This is a genomic window from Tractidigestivibacter sp. (assembly GCF_050946515.1).
Lineage (GTDB): Bacteria > Actinomycetota > Coriobacteriia > Coriobacteriales > Atopobiaceae > Tractidigestivibacter.
This window is the reverse complement of the sequence record NZ_JBMNUX010000017.1, coordinates 1-19,200: the sequence shown is the minus strand read 5'-3', so window position 1 is coordinate 19,200 and position 19,200 is coordinate 1. Positions and strand designations below refer to the sequence as shown.

The 19,200-nt window shown below is 63.2% G+C and carries 14 protein-coding genes and 2 tRNA genes; 15 read left to right on the top strand and 1 reads right to left on the bottom strand.

All coding sequences use genetic code 11. The annotated features are described in order from the left end of the window. Positions 1-56: 56 nt before the first annotated feature. The 9 genes from secD (at position 57) to rplT (ending at position 10,724) form a co-directional block, all read left to right on the top strand. Positions 57-1,613: a protein translocase subunit SecD gene (gene secD / locus ACOYJL_RS09335; protein ID WP_433569958.1), complete on the top strand. Its 1,557-nt coding sequence runs from the start codon at positions 57-59 to the stop codon at positions 1,611-1,613. Then, positions 1,597-2,577 (top strand): protein translocase subunit SecF, encoded by a 981-nt coding sequence (secF, locus tag ACOYJL_RS09330; protein WP_433569957.1) that lies wholly within the window; start codon positions 1,597-1,599, stop codon positions 2,575-2,577. Before secD ends, secF begins: the two co-directional genes overlap by 17 nt. Further along, positions 2,577-5,888: a single-stranded-DNA-specific exonuclease RecJ gene (gene recJ / locus ACOYJL_RS09325; protein ID WP_433569956.1), complete on the top strand. Its 3,312-nt coding sequence runs from the start codon at positions 2,577-2,579 to the stop codon at positions 5,886-5,888. Before secF ends, recJ begins: the two co-directional genes overlap by 1 nt. Before the next feature lie 29 nt (positions 5,889-5,917). Then, positions 5,918-8,434: a RelA/SpoT family protein gene (locus ACOYJL_RS09320; protein WP_433569955.1), complete on the top strand. Its 2,517-nt coding sequence runs from the start codon at positions 5,918-5,920 to the stop codon at positions 8,432-8,434. Position 8,435: 1 nt separating this feature from the next. Continuing rightward, the gene (locus ACOYJL_RS09315; RefSeq protein ID WP_433569954.1) at positions 8,436-9,116 is read left to right on the top strand and encodes an MBL fold metallo-hydrolase; all 681 of its coding nucleotides are present in this window, start codon (positions 8,436-8,438) and stop codon (positions 9,114-9,116) included. 34 nt (positions 9,117-9,150) lie between these two features. Then, a tRNA-Leu gene (locus ACOYJL_RS09310) sits at positions 9,151-9,237 on the top strand. Positions 9,238-9,520: 283 nt separating this feature from the next. Then, entirely contained in the window at positions 9,521-10,111 is a 591-nt protein-coding gene (gene infC / locus ACOYJL_RS09305) for a translation initiation factor IF-3 (RefSeq protein ID WP_433569953.1), read from the top strand. Between the two features lies 1 nt (position 10,112). Continuing rightward, a complete protein-coding gene (gene rpmI, locus ACOYJL_RS09300) occupies positions 10,113-10,313 on the top strand; it encodes a 50S ribosomal protein L35 (protein ID WP_433569952.1) in 201 nt (66 codons plus the stop codon). Between the two features lie 45 nt (positions 10,314-10,358). Then, positions 10,359-10,724: a 50S ribosomal protein L20 gene (rplT, locus tag ACOYJL_RS09295; protein ID WP_433569951.1), complete on the top strand. Its 366-nt coding sequence runs from the start codon at positions 10,359-10,361 to the stop codon at positions 10,722-10,724. A 724-nt stretch (positions 10,725-11,448) separates the two neighbouring features. Here rplT and ACOYJL_RS09290 read toward each other — a convergent pair. Further along, the gene (locus tag ACOYJL_RS09290) at positions 11,449-12,651 is read right to left on the bottom strand and encodes a glycosyltransferase family 4 protein (RefSeq protein WP_433569950.1); all 1,203 of its coding nucleotides are present in this window, start codon (positions 12,649-12,651) and stop codon (positions 11,449-11,451) included. Positions 12,652-13,086: 435 nt separating this feature from the next. Between ACOYJL_RS09290 and ACOYJL_RS09285 the strand changes: the two genes are divergently transcribed. The 6 genes from ACOYJL_RS09285 to ACOYJL_RS09260 form a co-directional block, all read left to right on the top strand. Beyond that, positions 13,087-13,162 (top strand) — tRNA-Ala (locus ACOYJL_RS09285). Between the two features lie 187 nt (positions 13,163-13,349). Beyond that, the gene (locus ACOYJL_RS09280) at positions 13,350-14,318 is read left to right on the top strand and encodes a radical SAM protein (protein ID WP_433569949.1); all 969 of its coding nucleotides are present in this window, start codon (positions 13,350-13,352) and stop codon (positions 14,316-14,318) included. Positions 14,319-14,374: 56 nt separating this feature from the next. Next, positions 14,375-14,686 (top strand): hypothetical protein, encoded by a 312-nt coding sequence (locus ACOYJL_RS09275; protein WP_433569948.1) that lies wholly within the window; start codon positions 14,375-14,377, stop codon positions 14,684-14,686. A gap of 133 nt (positions 14,687-14,819) precedes the next feature. Continuing rightward, on the top strand, positions 14,820-16,319 hold the full coding sequence (locus tag ACOYJL_RS09270) for a nicotinate phosphoribosyltransferase (RefSeq protein WP_433569947.1): 1,500 nt from the start codon (positions 14,820-14,822) through the stop codon (positions 16,317-16,319). Positions 16,320-16,505: 186 nt separating this feature from the next. Beyond that, positions 16,506-18,350: an arginine--tRNA ligase gene (gene argS / locus ACOYJL_RS09265; protein ID WP_433569946.1), complete on the top strand. Its 1,845-nt coding sequence runs from the start codon at positions 16,506-16,508 to the stop codon at positions 18,348-18,350. A 269-nt stretch (positions 18,351-18,619) separates the two neighbouring features. Then, a partial coding sequence (locus ACOYJL_RS09260) for a MarR family transcriptional regulator (protein WP_433569945.1) occupies positions 18,620-19,200 on the top strand: 581 nt, incomplete at its 3' end.

Here is a 19,200-nt window from a genome sequence, read left to right as displayed (position 1 = left end):
ATGGCCGCGTCGGGTGCGGCTCCACGGCCAAGGTCAGAGACAAGAAGGTTTGACTCATGGCCAAAAAGGACAACGCCGATACTCCCAAAACGGGCATCGACCGGTGGAACGCCACCGAAACCAAGGGAGGCGCGAGTAAGCGCAAGAAGCGTTCTGGTCGCTCTTCCTCCAAGTCGTCAAAGAGGGCAAAGCGCCGCATGCCGGCGACTTCGCGCAAGTACGTGACCACGCTCGCGCTTCTCGCCGTCCTTTGCGTCGTGTGCGTCATCGGGTTCACGCCGCTCTCCGAGCGCATCACAACCGGCCTTGACATCCAAGGCGGCGTCTCGGTCATCCTGACGGCCACTAAGTCGGACGGGTCTGCGCCCACCGCTGACGAGATGAGCACCGCCCAGTCCATCGTGGAGAAGCGCGTCAACACCCTCGGGGCGTCCGAGGCAACGGTGCAGATCCAGGGCTCCAACTCGATTCTGGTCCAGATCCCTGGCGCCACCGACGCAGAGTCAGCAGTCGAGACCATCGGCCAGACCGGCCACTTGGAGTTCGTCCGCATGGATGACATCGGCGACGCGGAGGCGCTCGCCAAGATCCAGGCGGGAACCGAGAACGTCGAGCTTGAGGACGGCACCTACACCGCCTTCCTTGACGGCTCCTACATCGAGTCGACCTCCGTCTCGCAGTCGTCCTCATCGGTCGGCACCTATTCCGTCAACATCACGTTCAACTCCGAGGGCGCCGAGATCTTTGACGAGGTAACCAAGGAGCTTGCTCCCAGCAACGGCCAGATCTGCATCGTGCTCGATGGCGTGGTCCAGTCCGCGCCTGCCGTGCAGGAGGAGATCTCTGGCGGCCAGGTCTCCATCACGGGCGACTTCACGCTCGAAGAGGCGCAGTCGCTCAAGACCGTCCTTGACTCCGGCTCGCTTCCCGTCACGCTCACCTACTCCGAGAGCCGCGTCGTCGGCCCGACGCTCGGCCAGGACTCGCTGCGCCAGGGCGTGCTCGCCCTCGTCGTCGGCGTCGCCATCGTGATCGTGTACCTGTTCTTCTTCTATCGCGGCCTCGGCTTCCTCACGCTAGGCTCGCTTGGCGTCTTCGCGATCCTGTACCTGGGGCTTCTCGCCCTGCTCTCAAGCCAAGGGCTCTTCTCGCTGTCGCTGCCAGGACTCGCCGGAATGGTCCTCACGACAGGCTCGGCGGCAGACTCGTCAATCCTGGTGCTCGAGAGGTTCCGCGAGGAGATCCGCATGGGCAAGACGGTCAAGAACGCCTCCGTCACCGGCGCGTCCCACGGCATTCGCACCTCGCTCGATGCAGACATCGTGACCTTGGTCACCGCGCTCGCCCTCTTCTTTGTTGGCGCGGGCACCGTCAAGGGCTTTGGCCTGACGCTTGCCTTGGGCGTCGTATGCGACATCGTCACCATGTTCTGCTTCAAGGCCCCGGCGCTTCGCCTTCTGGCCGTCAACGTGATTCCCGCTCACCCCAAGTTCTGGGGCATCAACCAGGACCTCGACGAGGCCGCCCGCCGCGCCGAGCAGGCCGCGGCAAACCGTGGCGCGCGCAGCGTGAAGCCCGTCGGCTCCAAGAAGGGGGGTGAGGCTCGTGCGTAGCCACTTCAGCCATGAGATCCAGTTCATCGGCCATCGCAAGCAGTTCCTCACGCTTTCCGCCATCCTCATCATCCTGGCCGTCGTCGGCCTCGTCTTCCGCGGCCTGGTCTTTGGCATCGAGTTCACCGGCGGCACCGAGATCGACTTCTACAACACCGGCGACATCACCATCGAGCAGATGCGCGCGGCGCTCGAGGACGCGGGCGAGCAGAACGCCACCGTCCAGACCTCCACGACCGAGGGGTCGGCAGGCTTCTTGGTTCGCTCTGACACCACCGACCCCACCACGGCAAGCGGTCACGCGGCGACGGTCGCCGAGTCGCTTGGCCTGTCGAGCGACAACTACACCGTCACCACCATCGGCCCCGACTGGGGCGCCGACACCACGCGCTCGTCGGTCATCGCCTTCCTCGTGGCAATCGCGCTGATCATCGCGTACGTCTCGATCCGCTACGAGTTCAAGATGTCGATCACTGCCGTCATAGCGTTGATGCACGACCTCGTGATCACGCTCGGCGTGTACGCCTGGTTCCAGATTGACATCTCGCCCAACGTGATCGCTGCCCTGCTCACCATCATGGGCTACTCGCTCTACGACACCGTGGTCGAGTTCAACCGCATGGACGAGAACGCCAAGCAGCTCAGGGACGGCGTGCACCACACCTACTATGAAATCTGCAACTACTCCATCAACGAGGTCATCGTCCGCACCATCAACACGACGATCGTCACGCTCGTGCCGGTTATCTGCATGCTCGCCATCGGCGGCTCAACGCTGAAGGACTTCGCGTTCGCCATCCTGATAGGCGAGATCTTGGGCACCTACTCCAGCTTCGCCGTCGCTTCGCCGCTCCTTGCCATCTGGAAGACGAAGGAGCCCAAGTGGGCGAAGCTCCAGCAGAAGTACGCCCCCGAGGCCAAGCCGGCGGACGAGAAGGCCGCGGGGTCCCAGGCGAACAGCTGATGCCTGGCCTTGATGACAGCCGCCGTTGGGACGTCTTGGGCTCTGACCCCGACGCCGAGAAGAGGCTCGTGCGCGAGCTGGACGTGAGCCCGCTCGTCGCACGCGTCTTGGTGGCTCGAGGCCTGTCCGACGCGAAGCGGGCATACGAGTTTCTCACTCCCTCGCTCGAGCGCGACTGGGCAGACCCCAGCGAGGTCCCCGGCCTTTCCGGCGCGGCCGACCGCGTCGAGGCGGCCATTCGCTCCGGCGAGGACATCGCCATATTTGGCGACTTCGACGTCGACGGCATGAGCTCCACCTGCCTGCTCACGCGCGGGCTCAGGCAGCTTGGCGGCAAGGTCCGCCCCTACATCCCGCACCGCTTTGGCGAGGGCTACGGCCTTTCGCGCGCGGCGCTTGACCGCGTGCTGCTGGACGGCAAGCCGGACCTGATCGTTACCGTGGACAACGGCATCGCCTCGGGAGAAGAGACGGCGCGCCTTCGCGACTATGGCGTGGACGTCGTGGTGACCGACCACCACGAGCCTGCCGAGCTCGTCCCCGCCGACATTCCCGTGGCCGACCCCAAGCTTGCGGAGTCGGGCCCCTCTCACGAGCTTGCCGGCGTGGGCGTCGCCCTCAAGCTGCTGTGCGAGCTCTGCCGCCGCTTTGGCCAGCCTGACCTCTGGCGCGACTACACCGACCTCGCTGCGCTGGGAACGCTTTCCGACATGATGACGCTCTCGGCGGAGAACCGCGCCATCGTGACCGACGGCATTGCGCTCATGCGCCGCGGCCGGCGCCCTGGCCTCGTGGCGCTTGCTGCGGTCGCAAATCAGGACATCTCCGAAATCGCCGCCGACACGCTGCCCTTCTCGATCATCCCGCGCCTGAACGCGGCGGGACGGATGGGCACCACCGAGGTGGCCTTTGACCTGCTCATGACCGACGACCCCGCCGATGCCGCCCAGCTGGCGGGGCAACTTGAGGCCATCAACACCGAGCGCCGCCAGATCGAGTCCAAGCTCACTGACGAGGCCGTGGAGAAGGTCGAGCGCACCTGGTCCGGCGGGCGCATCATCGTCGTGGGAGGCGAGGGCTGGCACGAAGGCGTCAAGGGCATAGTGGCGAGCCGGCTTGTCAATCGCTACCACGTGCCCGCGATACTCTTCACCATCTCGGACGGCGTCGCGCGCGGATCAGGCAGGTCCGTGGGCTCCGTCGACCTCTTTCATGCCGTCGAGCAGTGCTCTGACATGCTGATTCGCTTTGGCGGCCACCCCGGCGCCGTCGGCGTCACCTGCGAGGCGGACCGTCTGGACGAGTTCCGCGAGCGCATGGAGAAGGTCTTGGACGAGCTTCCCGACGAGCAGTTCGAGACGCGCGGCGAGGTCACGGCCACGGTTCGCCTGGGCGAGCTCAACGTTGCCACGATTGGCTCGCTGGAGGCGCTGCAGCCCTTTGGCCAGGGGAACAAGAAGCCGCTCTTTGCCGCGCGCGCAGTCACGATGAAGAACCGCGCCCGCGTGGGCGCCGATGGGTCGCATCTGCGCTTCATTGCCACCGACGGCGTGTCCTCGGTGCCTGCCATCATGTTTCGCGTTCCCGAGTGTGCCCGCGCGTGCGCCACGGACGCCGTGGTCGACCTTGTCTTCGAGGCCGTCGACGAGACGTGGCAGGGCCGCACGAAGGCAAAGCTGATGGTGAAGGACATCATCTACCGCGACGACGCGCCCGCAGCAGGCCCAGCCTTCGTGGACGGGCTTTTCCAGCGCGCGGCGGGCGCCCCTGCATCCGCGACGAGGGCTCGCGATGACTCGCGCGCCGATGCGCAGGTGCCCTCTCGGCAAACGCTTGCCTCTCTCTCGGAGGAAGAGCTCACCGACGGGCTTGTCCGCGCCCTTATCGGCGACCACTCGCTTCTCCCGGCGCAGCGCGCGTCGCTCGACCTGCTCTCTCAGGGGCGCTCCTGCCTGTGCGTGATGGCGACGGGCCGCGGGAAGTCGCTCATCTTCCACGTTCACGCCGCTCGAGCGGCCATCCTTCGGCACCAGGCGAGCGTCTTCGTCTATCCGCTTCGCGCCCTCGTCTCTGACCAGGCCCATCACCTTGCAGACGAGCTTTCCCCCTTGGGCCTGGGAGTAGAGGTGCTCACCGGAGAGACGAGCTCCTCCGAGCGCCGTCGCATCTTCCGCGCGCTTGCCGGCGGGTCGGCAGACGTCATCCTTACGACGCCGGAGTTTCTCGCCATTCACGCGAAGGACTTTGCGGCATCCGGTCGGGTCGGCTTCCTGGTTATTGACGAGGCGCACCATGCCTCGCCCAAGAGCCCTGGCGCGCGCGAGGCGTACTCGACGCTTCCCGCCATCCGCGCCCTTCTGGGCGAGCCCTCAGTGCTTGCCGTCACAGCCACGGCCTCAACGGAGGTTGCCCGAGACGTCTGCGCGCTTTGCGGCATATCCGAGACGGACGTGATCGTGGACGGGACGGTTCGCGACAACCTTATGGTGGATGACCAGCGCGGCATTCGCGACCAAGACGACGCGCTTGCCTCGATTGTCGCGGCGGGCGGAAAGACGCTCGTCTACGCCAACTCGCGCAAGCGCACCGTTGATTTGGCCCGCATGCTTCGCCACCAGGTGCCCGAGAGGGGGCAGCGCATCGCGTTCTACAACGCCGGTCTTCCGCGCGCCGACCGCGTGCGCGTCGAGCGCGCCTTCAGAGATGGAGAGCTTGACTGCATCGTGGCCACGAGCGCCTTCGGCGAAGGCGTCAACGTTCCTGACGTGCGCAACGTCGTGCTCTTTGACATGCCGCTGGGGCGCGTCGAGTTCAACCAGATGAGCGGGCGCGCCGGTCGCGACGGCAAGCCCGCGTTCGTGCGCATGCTCTTTGGCTCGCGCGGCTTTGCGGCGGGGGAGCGCGTGCTCTCCATGTCGGCTCCCGACCGCGACGAGCTCGTGACCATCTATCGAACCTTGCGCTCGCTTTCCGTCTCGGGCGGCATCGTCGCAACCGACGAGCAGATTGCCATAGCCGCCGACGCCACTGGACGCGTGCCCGCGGGGGCGGTCTCCTGCGGCATCGGGGTCTTCTCGGAGCTTGGCTTTCTGAACGTCGAGGGGTATGGAGCCTCTCGTCAGATTATGATGGTCTCATCGCCGGCTCATGCCGACCTGGCTGACTCTGCTCGCTACCTCGAGGGGATTCGCCAGCGCCAGGCGTACAACGAGTTCGGCGAATGGGTACTGTCATGTACTGAGGGGCAATTGCTCTCTGCCATCAACCGGCCGATAACGCCGAGCTTTGGCACGCGAGTTGACATGCGGTAGCGACGTGGGACGCTACGGAAGGAAGGGCTATGGACAACGAGAAGAATGCCGAGATGGCTGCCGAGAAGGGCGCTTCTCCCTCTGTGCCAGAAAAGACGCCTCAGGCTTCCGCGGCTGACTCCGACAGCGCCGATTCGAAGAAGGCCGCGCCGGCTGCGACGCCATCGCCTGCTCCTGCCGCGCCCGCATCGCCAGCTGCGCCGGCTTCTCCCAAGAAGGGCCCGCGCAGGAAGAAGCGCGTTCCCGATGCCGACAACTATCGCACGCTCGAGGAGAGCTGCGCCGTATACATGACTCCCGAGGAGCTTGACAAGGTCAAGCGCGCGTACCGCTTTGCCGCTGAGTTCCACCGCGACCAGCGCCGTCGCTCCGGCGAGCCCTACATCAACCATCCCGTGGAGGTGGCGCTGATCCTGGCGCACGACCTGCACCTTGACTGCGACTCGATCTGCGCGGCCCTTCTGCACGACACCGTCGAGGACACGCCCGCCACGCTCGACGAGCTCTCCGAGCAGTTCGGCCCCACGGTGGCCGAGCTCGTCGACGGCGTGACGAAGCTCACCTCGATCCAGGTGACCTCGATGGACGAGAAGCAGGCGCTGAACCTGCGCAAGATGTTCCTCGCCATGTCCAAGGACATCCGCGTGGTCATCATCAAGCTTGCCGACCGCCTGCACAACATGCGCACCTTGGCCGCGCTCCCGCCCGACCGGCGCCTCTTCAAGGCCCGCGAGACCATGGACGTCTACGCCCCGCTGGCCGACCGCCTGGGCATCTCGTCAATCAAGTGGGAGCTCGAGGACTTGGCCTTCTTCTGGCTTGAGCCCGAGGAGTACCACCGCATCGCTCGCATGGTGCAGGACAGCCGCGCGCAGCGCGAGGACGACACCGAGGCCGCCATCAAGACCTTGGACGACGAGCTCAAGCGCGTGGGCCTTTCTGGCTACCAGATCACCGGCCGCCCCAAGCACCTGTGGTCCATCTACCAGAAGATGACGCGCAAGGGCCGCGAGTTCTCCGACATCTACGACCTCATTGCCCTGCGCATCATCACCAAGACGGTGGGGGACTGCTACTCCGCTCTCGGCGCCGTCCACTCGCTCTGGCACCCCATGCCCGGCCGCTTCAAGGACTACATCGCGACGCCCAAGGCAAACCTGTACCAGAGCCTCCACACAACCGTGATCGGCCCCGACGGCAAGCCCATCGAGATCCAGATCCGCACCTACGAGATGCACGAGGCATCCGAGTACGGCGTCGCCGCGCACTGGCTCTACAAGAAGGCCGGCAACTCAAAGGGCAAGATGTCGGCCGAGGACCGCTCGATCGACTCCACGATCAACTGGATCAGGAAGAGCCTCGACTGGGCCGTGGAGGACGACATCGACGACCCCCACGAGTTCCTCGACAACCTGCGCGTCGACCTCTTTGAGCACGAGATATTCGTGTTCACGCCAAAGGGCGAGGTCATGAGCCTGCGCCGTGACTCCACGCCGCTCGACTTCGCCTATGCCGTCCATACCGAGGTGGGCAACCACTGCGTGGGTGCCAAGGTCAACGGCTCGGTCGTTCCGCTCACCTACAAGCTCTCCATGGGCGATCGCGTCGAGATCTTGACCAACAAGAACGCCAAGCCCAGCCGCGACTGGATGCAGATCGTGGTCACGCCGTCCGCGCGCGCCAAGATCCGCAAGTACTTCTCGGCAGAGACCCGCGCCGACGACGCCGAGGCGGGCCGCGCGGAGCTTGCGAAGGAGCTGCGCCGCCGCGGCTATGGCATCTCCACGCAGCGCACCACCAAGGCGCTCGAGCGCGTGTACCCGCAGTTCGACTACCACAACGTGGACGACCTGTTCGCCGGCATCGGAACCGGCAAGCAGACCGCGAACCAGGTGGCAAACCGCGTCGAGGAGATCCTCGAGGAGAACTCGCCCGAGAGCATCGAGGCCGCGCGCAAAGAGGCAGAGCGCGAGAAGGCCTACGAGCGCGCCATCAGCGAGAACAAGCCCCTCATGGAGTCCTCGTACGCCATTGCGCAGACAACCAAGGGCAGCCGGAAGAAGAGCAACTGCGGCGTTGTCGTGAAGGGCGACCCCGACATGCTCGTGCACCTCGCGCACTGCTGCAACCCCGTCGCAGGCGACGACATCGTCGGCTTCGTCACGCGCGGCCGCGGCGTCTCGGTGCACCGCGCCAACTGCCCCAACGTAAAGAGCCTGATGGAGCATCCCGAGCGCATGATCCCGGTCGAGTGGGACACGTCGGGCGCCACCGAGTTCAGGGTCGAGATCGTGGTGGAGGCCACCGACCGCATGGGGCTTCTGAAGGACGTCACGATCGCCATCAACGACGCGGGCGCCAACATCCTCTCTGCCGCCACGCAGACGGGCAAGCAGGGCATCGCGCGGCTGCGCTTCATGGTGGCGATCTCCGACGCTAGCATCTTGGACTCCCTGCTGGCGACGGTCTCGCGCGTCCCGAGCGTCTACGACGCGCGCCGCATCATGCCCGGCGAGGGCTCCAACCAGATGAAACGGAGGGTATAGCGTGGCAGACGAGCAAGACCTGCGAGAGGGGCAGGGCGCGCATTCCGGCAAGCCCGGACGCGAAGACCAGATTCGCCAGTACGTCGTTGGCCCCATTCAGACCAACTGCTACGCCTATGTCTCTCAAGGACAGTGCATGGTGGTCGACCCCGGCTTCGCCGGCGACCAGATCGCTCAGGCGCTCGCCGACGTGGACGTCCGCCTTATCGTGTGCACGCACGGCCACGGGGACCATGTGGGCGGCGTGTCCGAGCTCAAGGCCGCCACGGGCGCGGAGTTTGTGATGAGCGCGGCCGACGTCGGCATCGCCCAGGACATGGACGGCAGCGGAAACCATCCGGGCGAGACGAAGCCGCCGCTTCCTGACCGCACCGTCGGCGAGGGCGACGTGCTCGAGGTTGGCACTGCTCGCTTTCGCGTGATCGAGACGCCCGGCCACACCGCCGGCGGGATCGTCTTGATTGGGGAGGGCTCGGCCAAGGGCGTCGCCTTCGTGGGAGACACGCTGTTTGCCGGCTCGTTTGGTCGCACCGACCTGCCAACTGGAAGCCCCGTCCAGATGGCGCACTCGCTCAAGCGCCTGGCACACGAGATCGACCCCTCGTCGATGGTGCTCTGCGGCCACGGGGCGAATACCATGATGAAGCGCGAGCTCGAAGAGAATCCCGGCCTTCAGAGCTAGGCTCTGCTATACTCTTCCAAGTTGCAAGGCGGATGCCCGAGTGGCGGAATTGGCAGACGCGACGGACTCAAAATCCGTTTCCCGCAAGGGAGTGTGGGTTCGACTCCCACCCCGGGCACCATTCTTTCTTGCAAGGCTCTTTCTTCTCGCCAGCGCGCGATTGCGTGGGCGAGATGTGAAGGCAGAGATGGGGCTTGCGCATCGTACGAATTCGCCCTATTCTGTCCTCTGTGTGATTATGAGAAGCGGAACCATGTTCTGAGGTTCCCACCTGAACGGCGCCTCTGGGCAGCTGTCTGGTAAGACAACGTGATATTCGCGGGGGCCGAGTGCCCTGTCTTCCCGGATGCTGCTTTGGCATTCGGGTTTTTCATGTGGCGCGAAGGCGCCACCGAGAGAGGAAGGTGTACAAGATAGCCAGAAACGATGGTCCTCGCATCAACGGGGAAATCACTTCCCGTACGTGCCGCCTGATTGGCGTCGACGGCTCTCAGCTGGGTCTATTTGGGGTGCGCGACGCACTGCGCATCGCCGAGGACCAGGGGCTCGACCTTGTGGAGATCGCCCCTAACGCCAACCCGCCGGTGTGCAAGGTGCTCGACTACAGCAAGTACAAGTACGAGCAGGATCGCAAGGCCAAGGCCGCTCGCAAGAACCAGGCCAAGGTCGAGATCAAGGAGATGAAGTTCCGCCCCAAGATCGACGTGGGCGATTACGAGACCAAGAAGGGCCACGTAATGCGCTTCCTCAAGAAGGGCGCGAAGGTCAAGATCACGATCATGTTCCGCGGTCGCGAGATGGCTCACCCCGAGCAGGGGCGCGTCGTTCTCGACAGGCTTGCCGAGGATCTCAAGCCCTACGCAACGGTTGAGCAGCAGCCGGTGATGGAGGGCCGCAACATGCATATGCTCGTCGCCCCGATCAAGGGCGCGTTTGACAACGTGCCGGACGGCGACGATGCGCCGAGCGATAAAAAGAAGAAGGAGAAGAAGTAGCATGCCTAAGATGAAGACGCACAAGGGGTCCGCCAAGCGTTTCCGCCGCACCGGCACTGGCAAGATCATGCGTGCGAAGGCTTTCAAGAGCCATATTCTGACCAAGAAGTCCCAGAAGCGCATCCGTGGCTTCCGCAAGGAGACCACGCTCGGCAAGGGCGACGTCAAGGTCGTTTCCCAGCGCATGGGCTCTAAGAACTAGGCGCGCAACGCGTCCCGGATTTTTCCAACGAGGAGTTGATTACATATGGCACGTGTTAAGCGCGCAATGGCTGGTCGCAAGAAGCGTCAGACCCTAGTCGAGCGCACCAAGGGTTATTACGGCACCTCTTCCCGCACCTTCCGTGGCATGAAGGAGCAGGCCCAGCACTCTGGCCAGTATCAGTACCGCGATCGCCGCAACAAGAAGCGCGACTTCCGCTCTCTGTGGATTCAGCGCATCAATGCCGCTGCCCGCATGAACGGCATGTCCTACAGCACCTTCATGCACGGCCTGAAGCTTGCCGGCGTCGAGCTTGACCGCAAGGTTCTCGCCGAGATCGCCTACAGCGACGAGCAGGCTTTCGCCGACCTCGCTGCCGTCTCCAAGAAGGCTCTCGAGGCTGCCGAGTAGGGTGGAGCCTCCAGGGATTCTTCTCGAATAGCTCTGCACGCACGCGCCCCGCTTTCTGCGGGGCGCTTTTTGTATCGCGGGAAGTGCCTGCTGCACCGCTGACGTAAGGCGCCGTCCCGCACAACCCAGCCATCGCATCCCGCACGACTGCCCGCTGCCAAGTTCCGCGACTTTTGCAGCATCAGAGGTCGCGCAAGTTGGCATGCCGAGCATCAGAGGTCGCGCAACTTGGCAATACGGGCATCAGAGGTCGCGCAACTTGGCAGACCCCAGCATCAGAGGTCGCGCAACCTGGCAGCGGGCAGTTGTGCGGGGCTGTCAAAGAAACGATCTTGACTGTTGTGTGGGTCAGCGCGAGTTGTTTCTGCTGCTCGCCGCATAGTGTGGGGCTTTTGGCTCGCTCGATGATCACCAGGCGAGAAGGGCTTCGAGAAACCGCAGGTAGAGAAATGGCACAGCGTGGATGGCATTCAAGGCGGTCCCACACAATGGGGGCAGCGGCCGGGACGAGTCGCCCGATTCCACACGACGCGACCTACGACCTGCGGGAATGTTGCTAGTCCTCGCACAACGCGCGGAGTCGATTCGGGGTCGGACCCGCACTATGGCGCAGAGGGCCTGGTCCGCCATGTTCTGCGACTTCTGATGCAGCAAAACTCGCGCAACCTAGCAGCGCGCCGACATGCGGAGCGGCGCAGAGGTGCGGCGATAAGCTGCGGCGGCTCTACTCGCCAAGGTGCGGGCGATGGGCCTCGCGAATCTCGTGCTCGCGCTTCTCCTCCTCGTCGAAGGCAGGGTCGCCAGGGGAGACGAGCTCGTCGTCGCCGGTTGCCGGGTCGTAGTGGTGGAGGAGCACCGGATCGAATAGATGCAGGTGATTCGCAAAGGCAAACGAAGCAATCAGAAGCACGATAAAGATGATGACGCGCGGGGCAAACTCAACTTGCGTCATCACGAGCGAGCCAATGCACAGAAGGCCGGTCCAGGCATACATTACGAGAACAGCCTGCTTCTGGTCGTAGCCCTCAGCCATCAGGCGATGATGGATGTGGCCGCGATCTGCCTGGCTCACCTTCACGTGGGCGCGCGTCCGACGGACGATGGCCGAGAACGTGTCAATGATGGGGATTCCGGCGATGACCAAAGGGACGATGATTGTCGTCAGTCCGGCGATTCTGGTAACGGAGAGAAGCGAGATGGTGCCCAGCGCAAATCCAAGCGTAAGCGATCCAGAGTCACCCATGAAAATCGATGCGGGATGGAAGTTGTAGCGAAGAAACCCCAGCGTAGAGCCCGAGACGGCGGCGGCAAGCGCGGCAGCGTCAAGCCTGCCCGCCCAGATGGAGAGGACGAACATGGTAGTGCTTGCGATGCCAGAAATTCCTGCGGCAAGCCCGTCGAGGCCGTCCACTAGGTTGATGATGTTCACATAGGCCACAAGGTAGATGACTGTCAGCGGGTAGGCGACCCATCCCAAGTTGATGTACTCGCCAGGAGAGAACGGGTTGACGATGACGCCAATCACAAGGCCGCTCGCCGCAGCGATGCACGCGGCGATAATCTGCCCTACGAGCTTCGCGTGCGGGGTGAGGGAGAACTTGTCGTCCAAAAGCCCAGTCAGAAATATCGCGACAAATGCCAATGCGAGTATCGAGTAATTAATCGTGAGGTGCGGAGAGGGGGAGAGGAGCACCGGCCAGCCGAAATTGTAGGTTCCAATAATGAGCACGACAAATGCGGCTGAGATTCCAGCGAATATTGCGATGCCGCCCATGCGCGGAGTTGGCTCTTTGTTCACGCGACGCGCGCTTGGGTAGTCAACTGAGCCAACATGAATGGCGAACTTTCTCGCGAGGGGAGTCGTCACAAGCGTAACGAGCAGCGCTATGGCAAACATGGCCAAATAAGAAAGCCAGTAGCTTCGCATGGCGACAGCAACCTCCCCTCAATCCAGCTAGCCCATCCTTCGGCATGATACAAGAAAGTAAATTATAAGGGATGTGCGGGGAAGCGTTTGAGTATATAGGGGCCACGCAATTGACCAACACATCTATCTTGCCTTGACCACGGCGCATGTCAAGACTGGTTTCGAGCAAACGGTTGCCCTACAGTGAGATTGCCGACCCCCTGCGGGACAAACTGGGTGAACCGACAAGCGTTATTAGGGAGTCCAAGATCTCGCGTCGAGACGGAAATCCTCCTTTGTTGAGGAAGCCGGAACGTGCGTTGAGGACACCCACCTTATGAGAGGTGGGTTCATTTTCGTATCCGCAGGGGGCGGCTTTGATTGATTTTGTCGCCTTTCAATCCATCGTTGACATCGGTTTCGAGAATTGCGACAATACCCTACGCGCGAACGCATGGGGATGTAGCTCAGCTGGGAGAGCGCTGCCTTCGCAAGGCAGAGGCCGAGGGTTCGAATCCCTTCATCTCCACCATGACCTGTCAGCGGACCGGGGTTCCTCGGTCCGCTTTTTTGTTATGCAGCGGCGTGGCGCATGGGTTTGCTCGGCGGCCAAGAAGGTCGACCCATCAGAGGCCGAAGTCCCTTTTGGGTACCCAGAACTGCGGCAAAGGTTTACAGTTGGCACCGTTAGGAGCGGGTCAAACGTATCGAGGTGCGGGTTGTCTTCCAACGAATACCTTACAGAGCGGGCCTATGAGTCGTGCGAGCTGTGCCCCCGCCATTGCGGGGCAGACAGGGCTTCCGGCAAGGTTGGCGTTTGCGGCTCGACCTCGCAGCCGCGCGTCGCGCGCTCGGCATTGCACTTCTGGGAGGAGCCTCCCATCTCGGGCGAGTCGGGCTCGGGCGCGATCTTCTTCACGGGATGCCCGCTCCGCTGCGTCTTCTGCCAGAATCACCGCATCTCGCAAGAAGGGTTCGGCCTTCCCGTGAGCACGGCGCGCATCGCCCAGATGATGCTCGAGCTCAAGGCGCAGGGAGCGCTCAACATTAATTTGGTGACGCCGCTCCACTTTGCCCCTCAGGTGCGCGAGGCCGTCCTTCTCGCCAAGGATGCTGGGCTTGACCTGCCCGTCGTTTGCAACACGTCCGGCTACGAGCTTCCCCAGGTCGTCTCCGCCATGGGCGACGTCGTCGACGTGTGGCTCCCAGACTTCAAGTACGCCTCGCCGAGCCTTGCTGGCAAGCTCTCTGGCGCGCCCGACTATCCCGACGTTGCGGCCGCCGCGCTCTCTCGGATGGTCGAGCAGGTCGGCGCGGCCGGCGGACGCGCCCTTGCGGATGACGGGCGCATGACGCGCGGAATCATCGTGCGCCACCTGGTCTTGCCTGGTCACGTCGACGATTCCTGCGCGGTTCTCGACCGCGTCTGGGACATTGCGGGAAACGGCGTGGACGTCTCGGTCATGAACCAGTACACCCCCAACGGCCGCTGCCGCGCTGCCGGCGGAGACCTTGCGCGCGCCGTCTCGGACGAGGAGTACGAGATCGTGCTTTGCCACGCCGACGACCTGGGCTTCGAGAACATTTGGTGGCAGGAAGGCGGCACCGTCTCAGAGAGCTTCGTGCCTGGATTCGACGCGACGGGTGTTGAGGGGCCCGAATTGGGTACGAGCGAAATAGGAGACTAGCGAAAAGCACAAGCAAGATTTCCGAGGGGCGCGCAGGCGTCCCGGGAGGAGATACGATGGCAGACCAGACACCCCTTTCTGACGAGGAGCGCGCCGAGCTCGAACAGCTGCGCGCAGAGAAGGCCAAGCGCGAGGAGGCCGCTCGAGCCGCTCAGGAGCGCGCCGAGCTCGAGCGCCTTAAGGCCGAGAAGGCCAAGTCCGCTGCTGAGCTTGAGGAGGAGCGTCGCATTGCCAAGCAGCGCGAACGCGGCCGCAAGCTCATGGAGCCGGACGACGACGATTTGAAGATGCCTCTTGGCCAGAAAATCGTTATCCTAGCGGTGGTCGCCATCGCGGTGGTTCTTTTCTTGATGACGCTCTTTGGGTAGTTCTAGCGGCCCTCTCAAGCGTGAAGCGCTCCGAGGGGGCTGCTTGTTAACAAAGGGGCCGTGCGGTCTTGGACGAGGCCAGGCCAAACGACCCTAGAGCTTTGGGGCCCTCGCCCCTGAAACGGGAGGATTTATGTCGCTCACCGATCGAACCAAGCCAACTGACGTCTCGCTCAACACTGACCTCTACGAAATCACGATGGCCCAGGGCTTTTGGGAGTCTGGTCTCGTGGATTACCAGGCGACCTTCAATGTGTTCTTCCGCGAGAATCCCTTTGACGGCGGCTATGCCGTCGCTTGCGGCATGGGGCAGATCCCCGATCTGGTGGAGAACTTCGTCTTCGAGGACGAGGACATCGACTACCTCGCGAGCCTCGACGCCCCCGGCGGCGGCCCCATGTTCAAGCGCGACTTCCTTGAATACCTGCGCGGCCATCACCTCGACCTGACCGTGCATGCCGTGAGGGAGGGCGACATCGTCTTCCCGCGCGAGCCCATGGTGCGCGTGCAGGGACCCCTCATCGACTGCCAGCTCATCGAGACGGCGCTTCTCAACCTCGTGAACTTCCAGACGCTCGTCGCAACCAAGACCGCGCGCGTGGTCAAGGCTGCCGAGGGGCATCCCGTCTCCGACTTCGGCCTGCGCCGCGCGCAGGGTCCTGACGGAGGGCTGGCCGTCGCCCGCGCCTCCTACATCGCTGGCGCCTCGTCCACGTCCAACGTGCTTGCGGGCAAGATCTATGGCATCCCCGTCTTTGGCACGCACGCCCATTCCTGGGTGATGGCGTTCCCGACCGAGCTCGAGGCCTTCCGCGCCTTCGCCAAGTCGAGCCCCAAGAACTGCGTGCTTTTGCTCGACACCTACGACGTGCACCAAGGCATCAAGAATGCAATTGTCGTCGCCAAGGAGATGGAGCAGCGCGGCGAGAGGCTCGCGGCAATCCGCATCGACTCCGGTGACCTCGCAAAGCTGACGAAAGAGACCCGCAAGGCCTTTGACGACGCCGGGCTTCCCTACGTGAAGATCTCTGCGTCAAACGACCTCGACGAGTACACCATCCAGTCTCTCTATGCCCAGGGCGCCCCTATCGACTCCTTCGGCGTGGGCACCAAGCTCGCCACCTGCGACCCTCAGCCGTCTCTTGGCGGCGTCTACAAGCTCTCGGCTACGCGAAAGTCTGCCGACGAGCCCTGGCGGCCCACGATGAAGCTTTCTGAGATGTCCTACAAGCGCACCATTCCTGGCGTCCAGCACGTCCTTCGCTACTACGACGCAAACGACTGCCCCGTGGGCGACATGATCATTGTGGACGACGTTGCTGCCTCGACGCCCGGAGATGTCGCCTACGTTGAGGACATCCTTGACGCATACACCACCTACGAGCTCAAGGGCACCCCGCGCGAGCTGCTCCATTGCTACGTGAAGGACGGCGTGCGCAACGGCGAGCCCGACACGATCGAGCAGGCGCGCGAGCGCTGCCACAACGCGATCATGCACCTCGACCCTGCCATCACGCGCTTCTTGAACCCGCAGGTCTATCCCGTGGGCCTGGAGAGCGGTCTTGTGCGCCTGCGCCACGACCTGGCCGCCGCAGAGCGCAAGCAGTCCAGCAGGGGCGGCGACTCCGAGTAGCAGCTCTGGCAGCTCTGGCCGACATGCCCGGACGGCGAAGGGGGCTCCCAAGTCCCTTCGAGGGCCCATTATTAGCATTCCTTGTTGCCGCCCCCCTGAGGGGGGCGGCTTCTTTTCTCGCTCTGCTACACTTCTTGCGTATGAGCGCGCGCAGCGCACGGATTGATTTTGCAGGAGGTTGGGGCTATGCCCGAGAAGATCGAAGAGCTTGTTCGCAATGCCATCGCGAGCGCCCAGGAAGCTGGGGATCTGCCGCAGTTTGAGGTCGACGATCTGGGCCTCGAGCGACCGGCTGATGCCAACAACGGCGACTGGACCTCTACGATCGCGCTGAAGTCGGCGCGCCTTGCTCACCGGTCGCCTCGCGCCATCGCGCAGTCAATCGTCGACCACATGGCGTCTGACCCCGCCGTCGAGCGCGTTGAGGTGGCAGGGCCCGGCTTTGTCAACTTCTACCTCTCCACTGCCGCCGGCAACCAGGTCTTCCGCACCATTCGCGAGCAGGGGCACGACTTTGGCCGCTCCAACATCGGAGGAGGCCAGAAGGTGCAGGTCGAGTTTGTCTCGGCCAACCCGGTGGGCCCCCTGCACATTGGCCATGGCCGCTGGGCGGCCCTTGGCGACTCGCTCTGCCGCGTGATGGAGCATGCCGGATACGACGTCGAGCGCGAGTACTACATCAATGACCACGGCAGCCAGATGGACGTCTTCGGAAACTCCGTTGCAGAGCGCTATCTGCAGCTTGCTCAGGTGATGCGGGATCGCGGCTGCTCGCTCGACGAGGCGGTCGCGGCTCTCCTCGACGACCGCAAGGCCTATGTCTCCGACGAGAAAGACGAGCATCCCGAGGCCCATCCGTTCATGGACGCCTTCAACGAGCACCTTGGAGGCAACGCCTACGGCGGCGACTACATCATCGACGTCGCGCGCCACTTCATGGAGTCCGACGGCGACCGCTGGGTCGAGGCAGACCCGAAGGAGCGCATGATGGAGTTCCGCGAGCGCGGCTACAAGCTGATGCTTGGCTCGATCAAGTCGACGCTCGACCAGTCCCGCTGCAAGTTCGATGTATGGTTCTCCGAGCGCACCCTCTACGAGAAGGGGGAGGATGGCACCTCGGCAGTCGATCGCGCCCTCGAGAAGCTCGACAAGATGGGATACCTCTACCGCGACGAGGACGGCGCCCTGTGGTTCCGCGCGACTGCGCTTGGCGACGACAAGGACCGCGTCCTTATCAAGACGAACGGCGAGTACACCTACTTCGCCTCCGACGTCGCCTACCACTGGAACAAGTTCCAGCGCGTCGATCACGTGATTGACATCTGGGGCGCCGACCACCACGGCTACATCCAGCGCGTCCAGTGCGCTTGCGAGGCGCTTGGCTATCCCAACCAGTTCGAGGTTCTCCTCGGCCAGCTCGTGAACCTGCTGCGCGATGGCGTGCCGGTGCGCATGTCCAAGCGCAAGGGCACCATGGTTCCCTACCAGGAGCTTCTCGACGAGGTCGGCACCGACGCAGCGCGCTACACGCTCATCTCGAAGTCGTCCAACCAGATGATCGACTTCGACATCGAGAAGGTGAAGAAGCAGGACAACACTAACCCCGTCTACTACGTACAGTACGCGCATGCGCGCATCTGCTCGATTCTGCGTCGCGGCGCGGGCGTGACGCTCGAGGAGGCGGGGAAGCTCGGCATGGACGCCGTGGCAGACCGTGCGATTGGCGCCGACTATGACCTTGCCCTTCTGACTGACCCTACCGAGACCACGCTTGCCCGCAAGCTCTCCGAATTCCCCGGCCTCATCGAGGGCTGCGCACGCGACCGCGCGCCATTCCGCCTGACCCACTATGCCGAGGAGCTTGCTGGGGACTTTCACTCGTTTTATACCGTCTGCCAGGTTCTGCCCAGCAAGGGCCGTCCGGTAGACGAGGGCCTCTCTCGCGCAAGGCTTGCTGCGTGCGACGCAACGCGCCGCGTGCTCGCCCTGGCTCTTGAGCTTTGCGGCGTCTCGGCTCCTCAGAGCATGTAAGACATTTTATCTTTCCGGCGGCATCCAACCGGACTCTAAGACGTACAGCCCAAGCTGTACAACAAAGTTTGATATTTTATGGCGCATTGTTTGGGATGTTTAGTAGGAGATAAAAACTTCCATCAATGCGCCATTCTTTTTCGCTTTTTCGCGCCCAATCACTTTCGAAAGCTTAGACTAGAAATAGCCTATTGAATTTAGGTAGCTTTTCCTCTTTCCGCACCTATGAGCCGATGCGGAAAGTGCTGAAAGTATCTGGAGGTGGGCTTGTGGATCTGCGTGAGTACATGTCTGTGAGACGAGCGTACAACGCCGTTCGTCAGGCTTTGCCGTCCGATAGCAGGATCACCTTCGAGGAATTTGCCATCCTCTGCCGGCTTGCTGCGGTGGGGGAGCCAGTTAAGACGTCCGCTATTGCCGAATACCAGCAGGCGCTTCGCCCAACAATGACGCATCGAACCAACCACCTTGTTACGGCTGGCCTCATCGAGCGGGGAGAGGGAGACGTCGACCGCAGGAACGTGGTCTGCAAGATTACCGAGAAGGGCAATGAGTTCGTCCAGTCGCTTTCAGCTCAGACGAGAGAGCAAATCCCTGCCGGTCAGCCCCTATCGCGCACTTCTCCAGAGCGCATAATGCGCTATGTCGATGCCATGGGGTCCGTCTTTATGAAGGCCGGCGACCTTGTCCTTTTGAGCCTGCTTTTGAACGAAGATGGCGACAACACGATCACCTCGCTGGTCGACTCGCTGGCACTGCTGCAGCCGACGGTCTCGATGTCCGTCAACGCCCTTGACTCCGAGGGGCTCGTTTCGCGCGCTCGCCAGGGGTCGCGCACGGTGGGCATTTC

What these genes read in the sequence shown, in the direction of transcription:
- recJ (WP_433569956.1), top strand. Translation starts at nt 2,577, where the DNA reads ATGCCTGGCCTTGATGACAGCCGCCGTTGGGACGTCTTGGGCTCTGAC.
- rplT (WP_433569951.1), top strand. Translation starts at nt 10,359, where the DNA reads ATGGCACGTGTTAAGCGCGCAATGGCTGGTCGCAAGAAGCGTCAGACC.
- secD (WP_433569958.1), top strand. Translation starts at nt 57, where the DNA reads ATGGCCAAAAAGGACAACGCCGATACTCCCAAAACGGGCATCGACCGG.
- ACOYJL_RS09290 (WP_433569950.1), bottom strand. Translation starts at nt 12,651, where the DNA reads ATGCGAAGCTACTGGCTTTCTTATTTGGCCATGTTTGCCATAGCGCTG.
- ACOYJL_RS09320 (WP_433569955.1), top strand. Translation starts at nt 5,918, where the DNA reads ATGGACAACGAGAAGAATGCCGAGATGGCTGCCGAGAAGGGCGCTTCT.
- ACOYJL_RS09270 (WP_433569947.1), top strand. Translation starts at nt 14,820, where the DNA reads ATGTCGCTCACCGATCGAACCAAGCCAACTGACGTCTCGCTCAACACT.
- rpmI (WP_433569952.1), top strand. Translation starts at nt 10,113, where the DNA reads ATGCCTAAGATGAAGACGCACAAGGGGTCCGCCAAGCGTTTCCGCCGC.
- argS (WP_433569946.1), top strand. Translation starts at nt 16,506, where the DNA reads ATGCCCGAGAAGATCGAAGAGCTTGTTCGCAATGCCATCGCGAGCGCC.
- ACOYJL_RS09275 (WP_433569948.1), top strand. Translation starts at nt 14,375, where the DNA reads ATGGCAGACCAGACACCCCTTTCTGACGAGGAGCGCGCCGAGCTCGAA.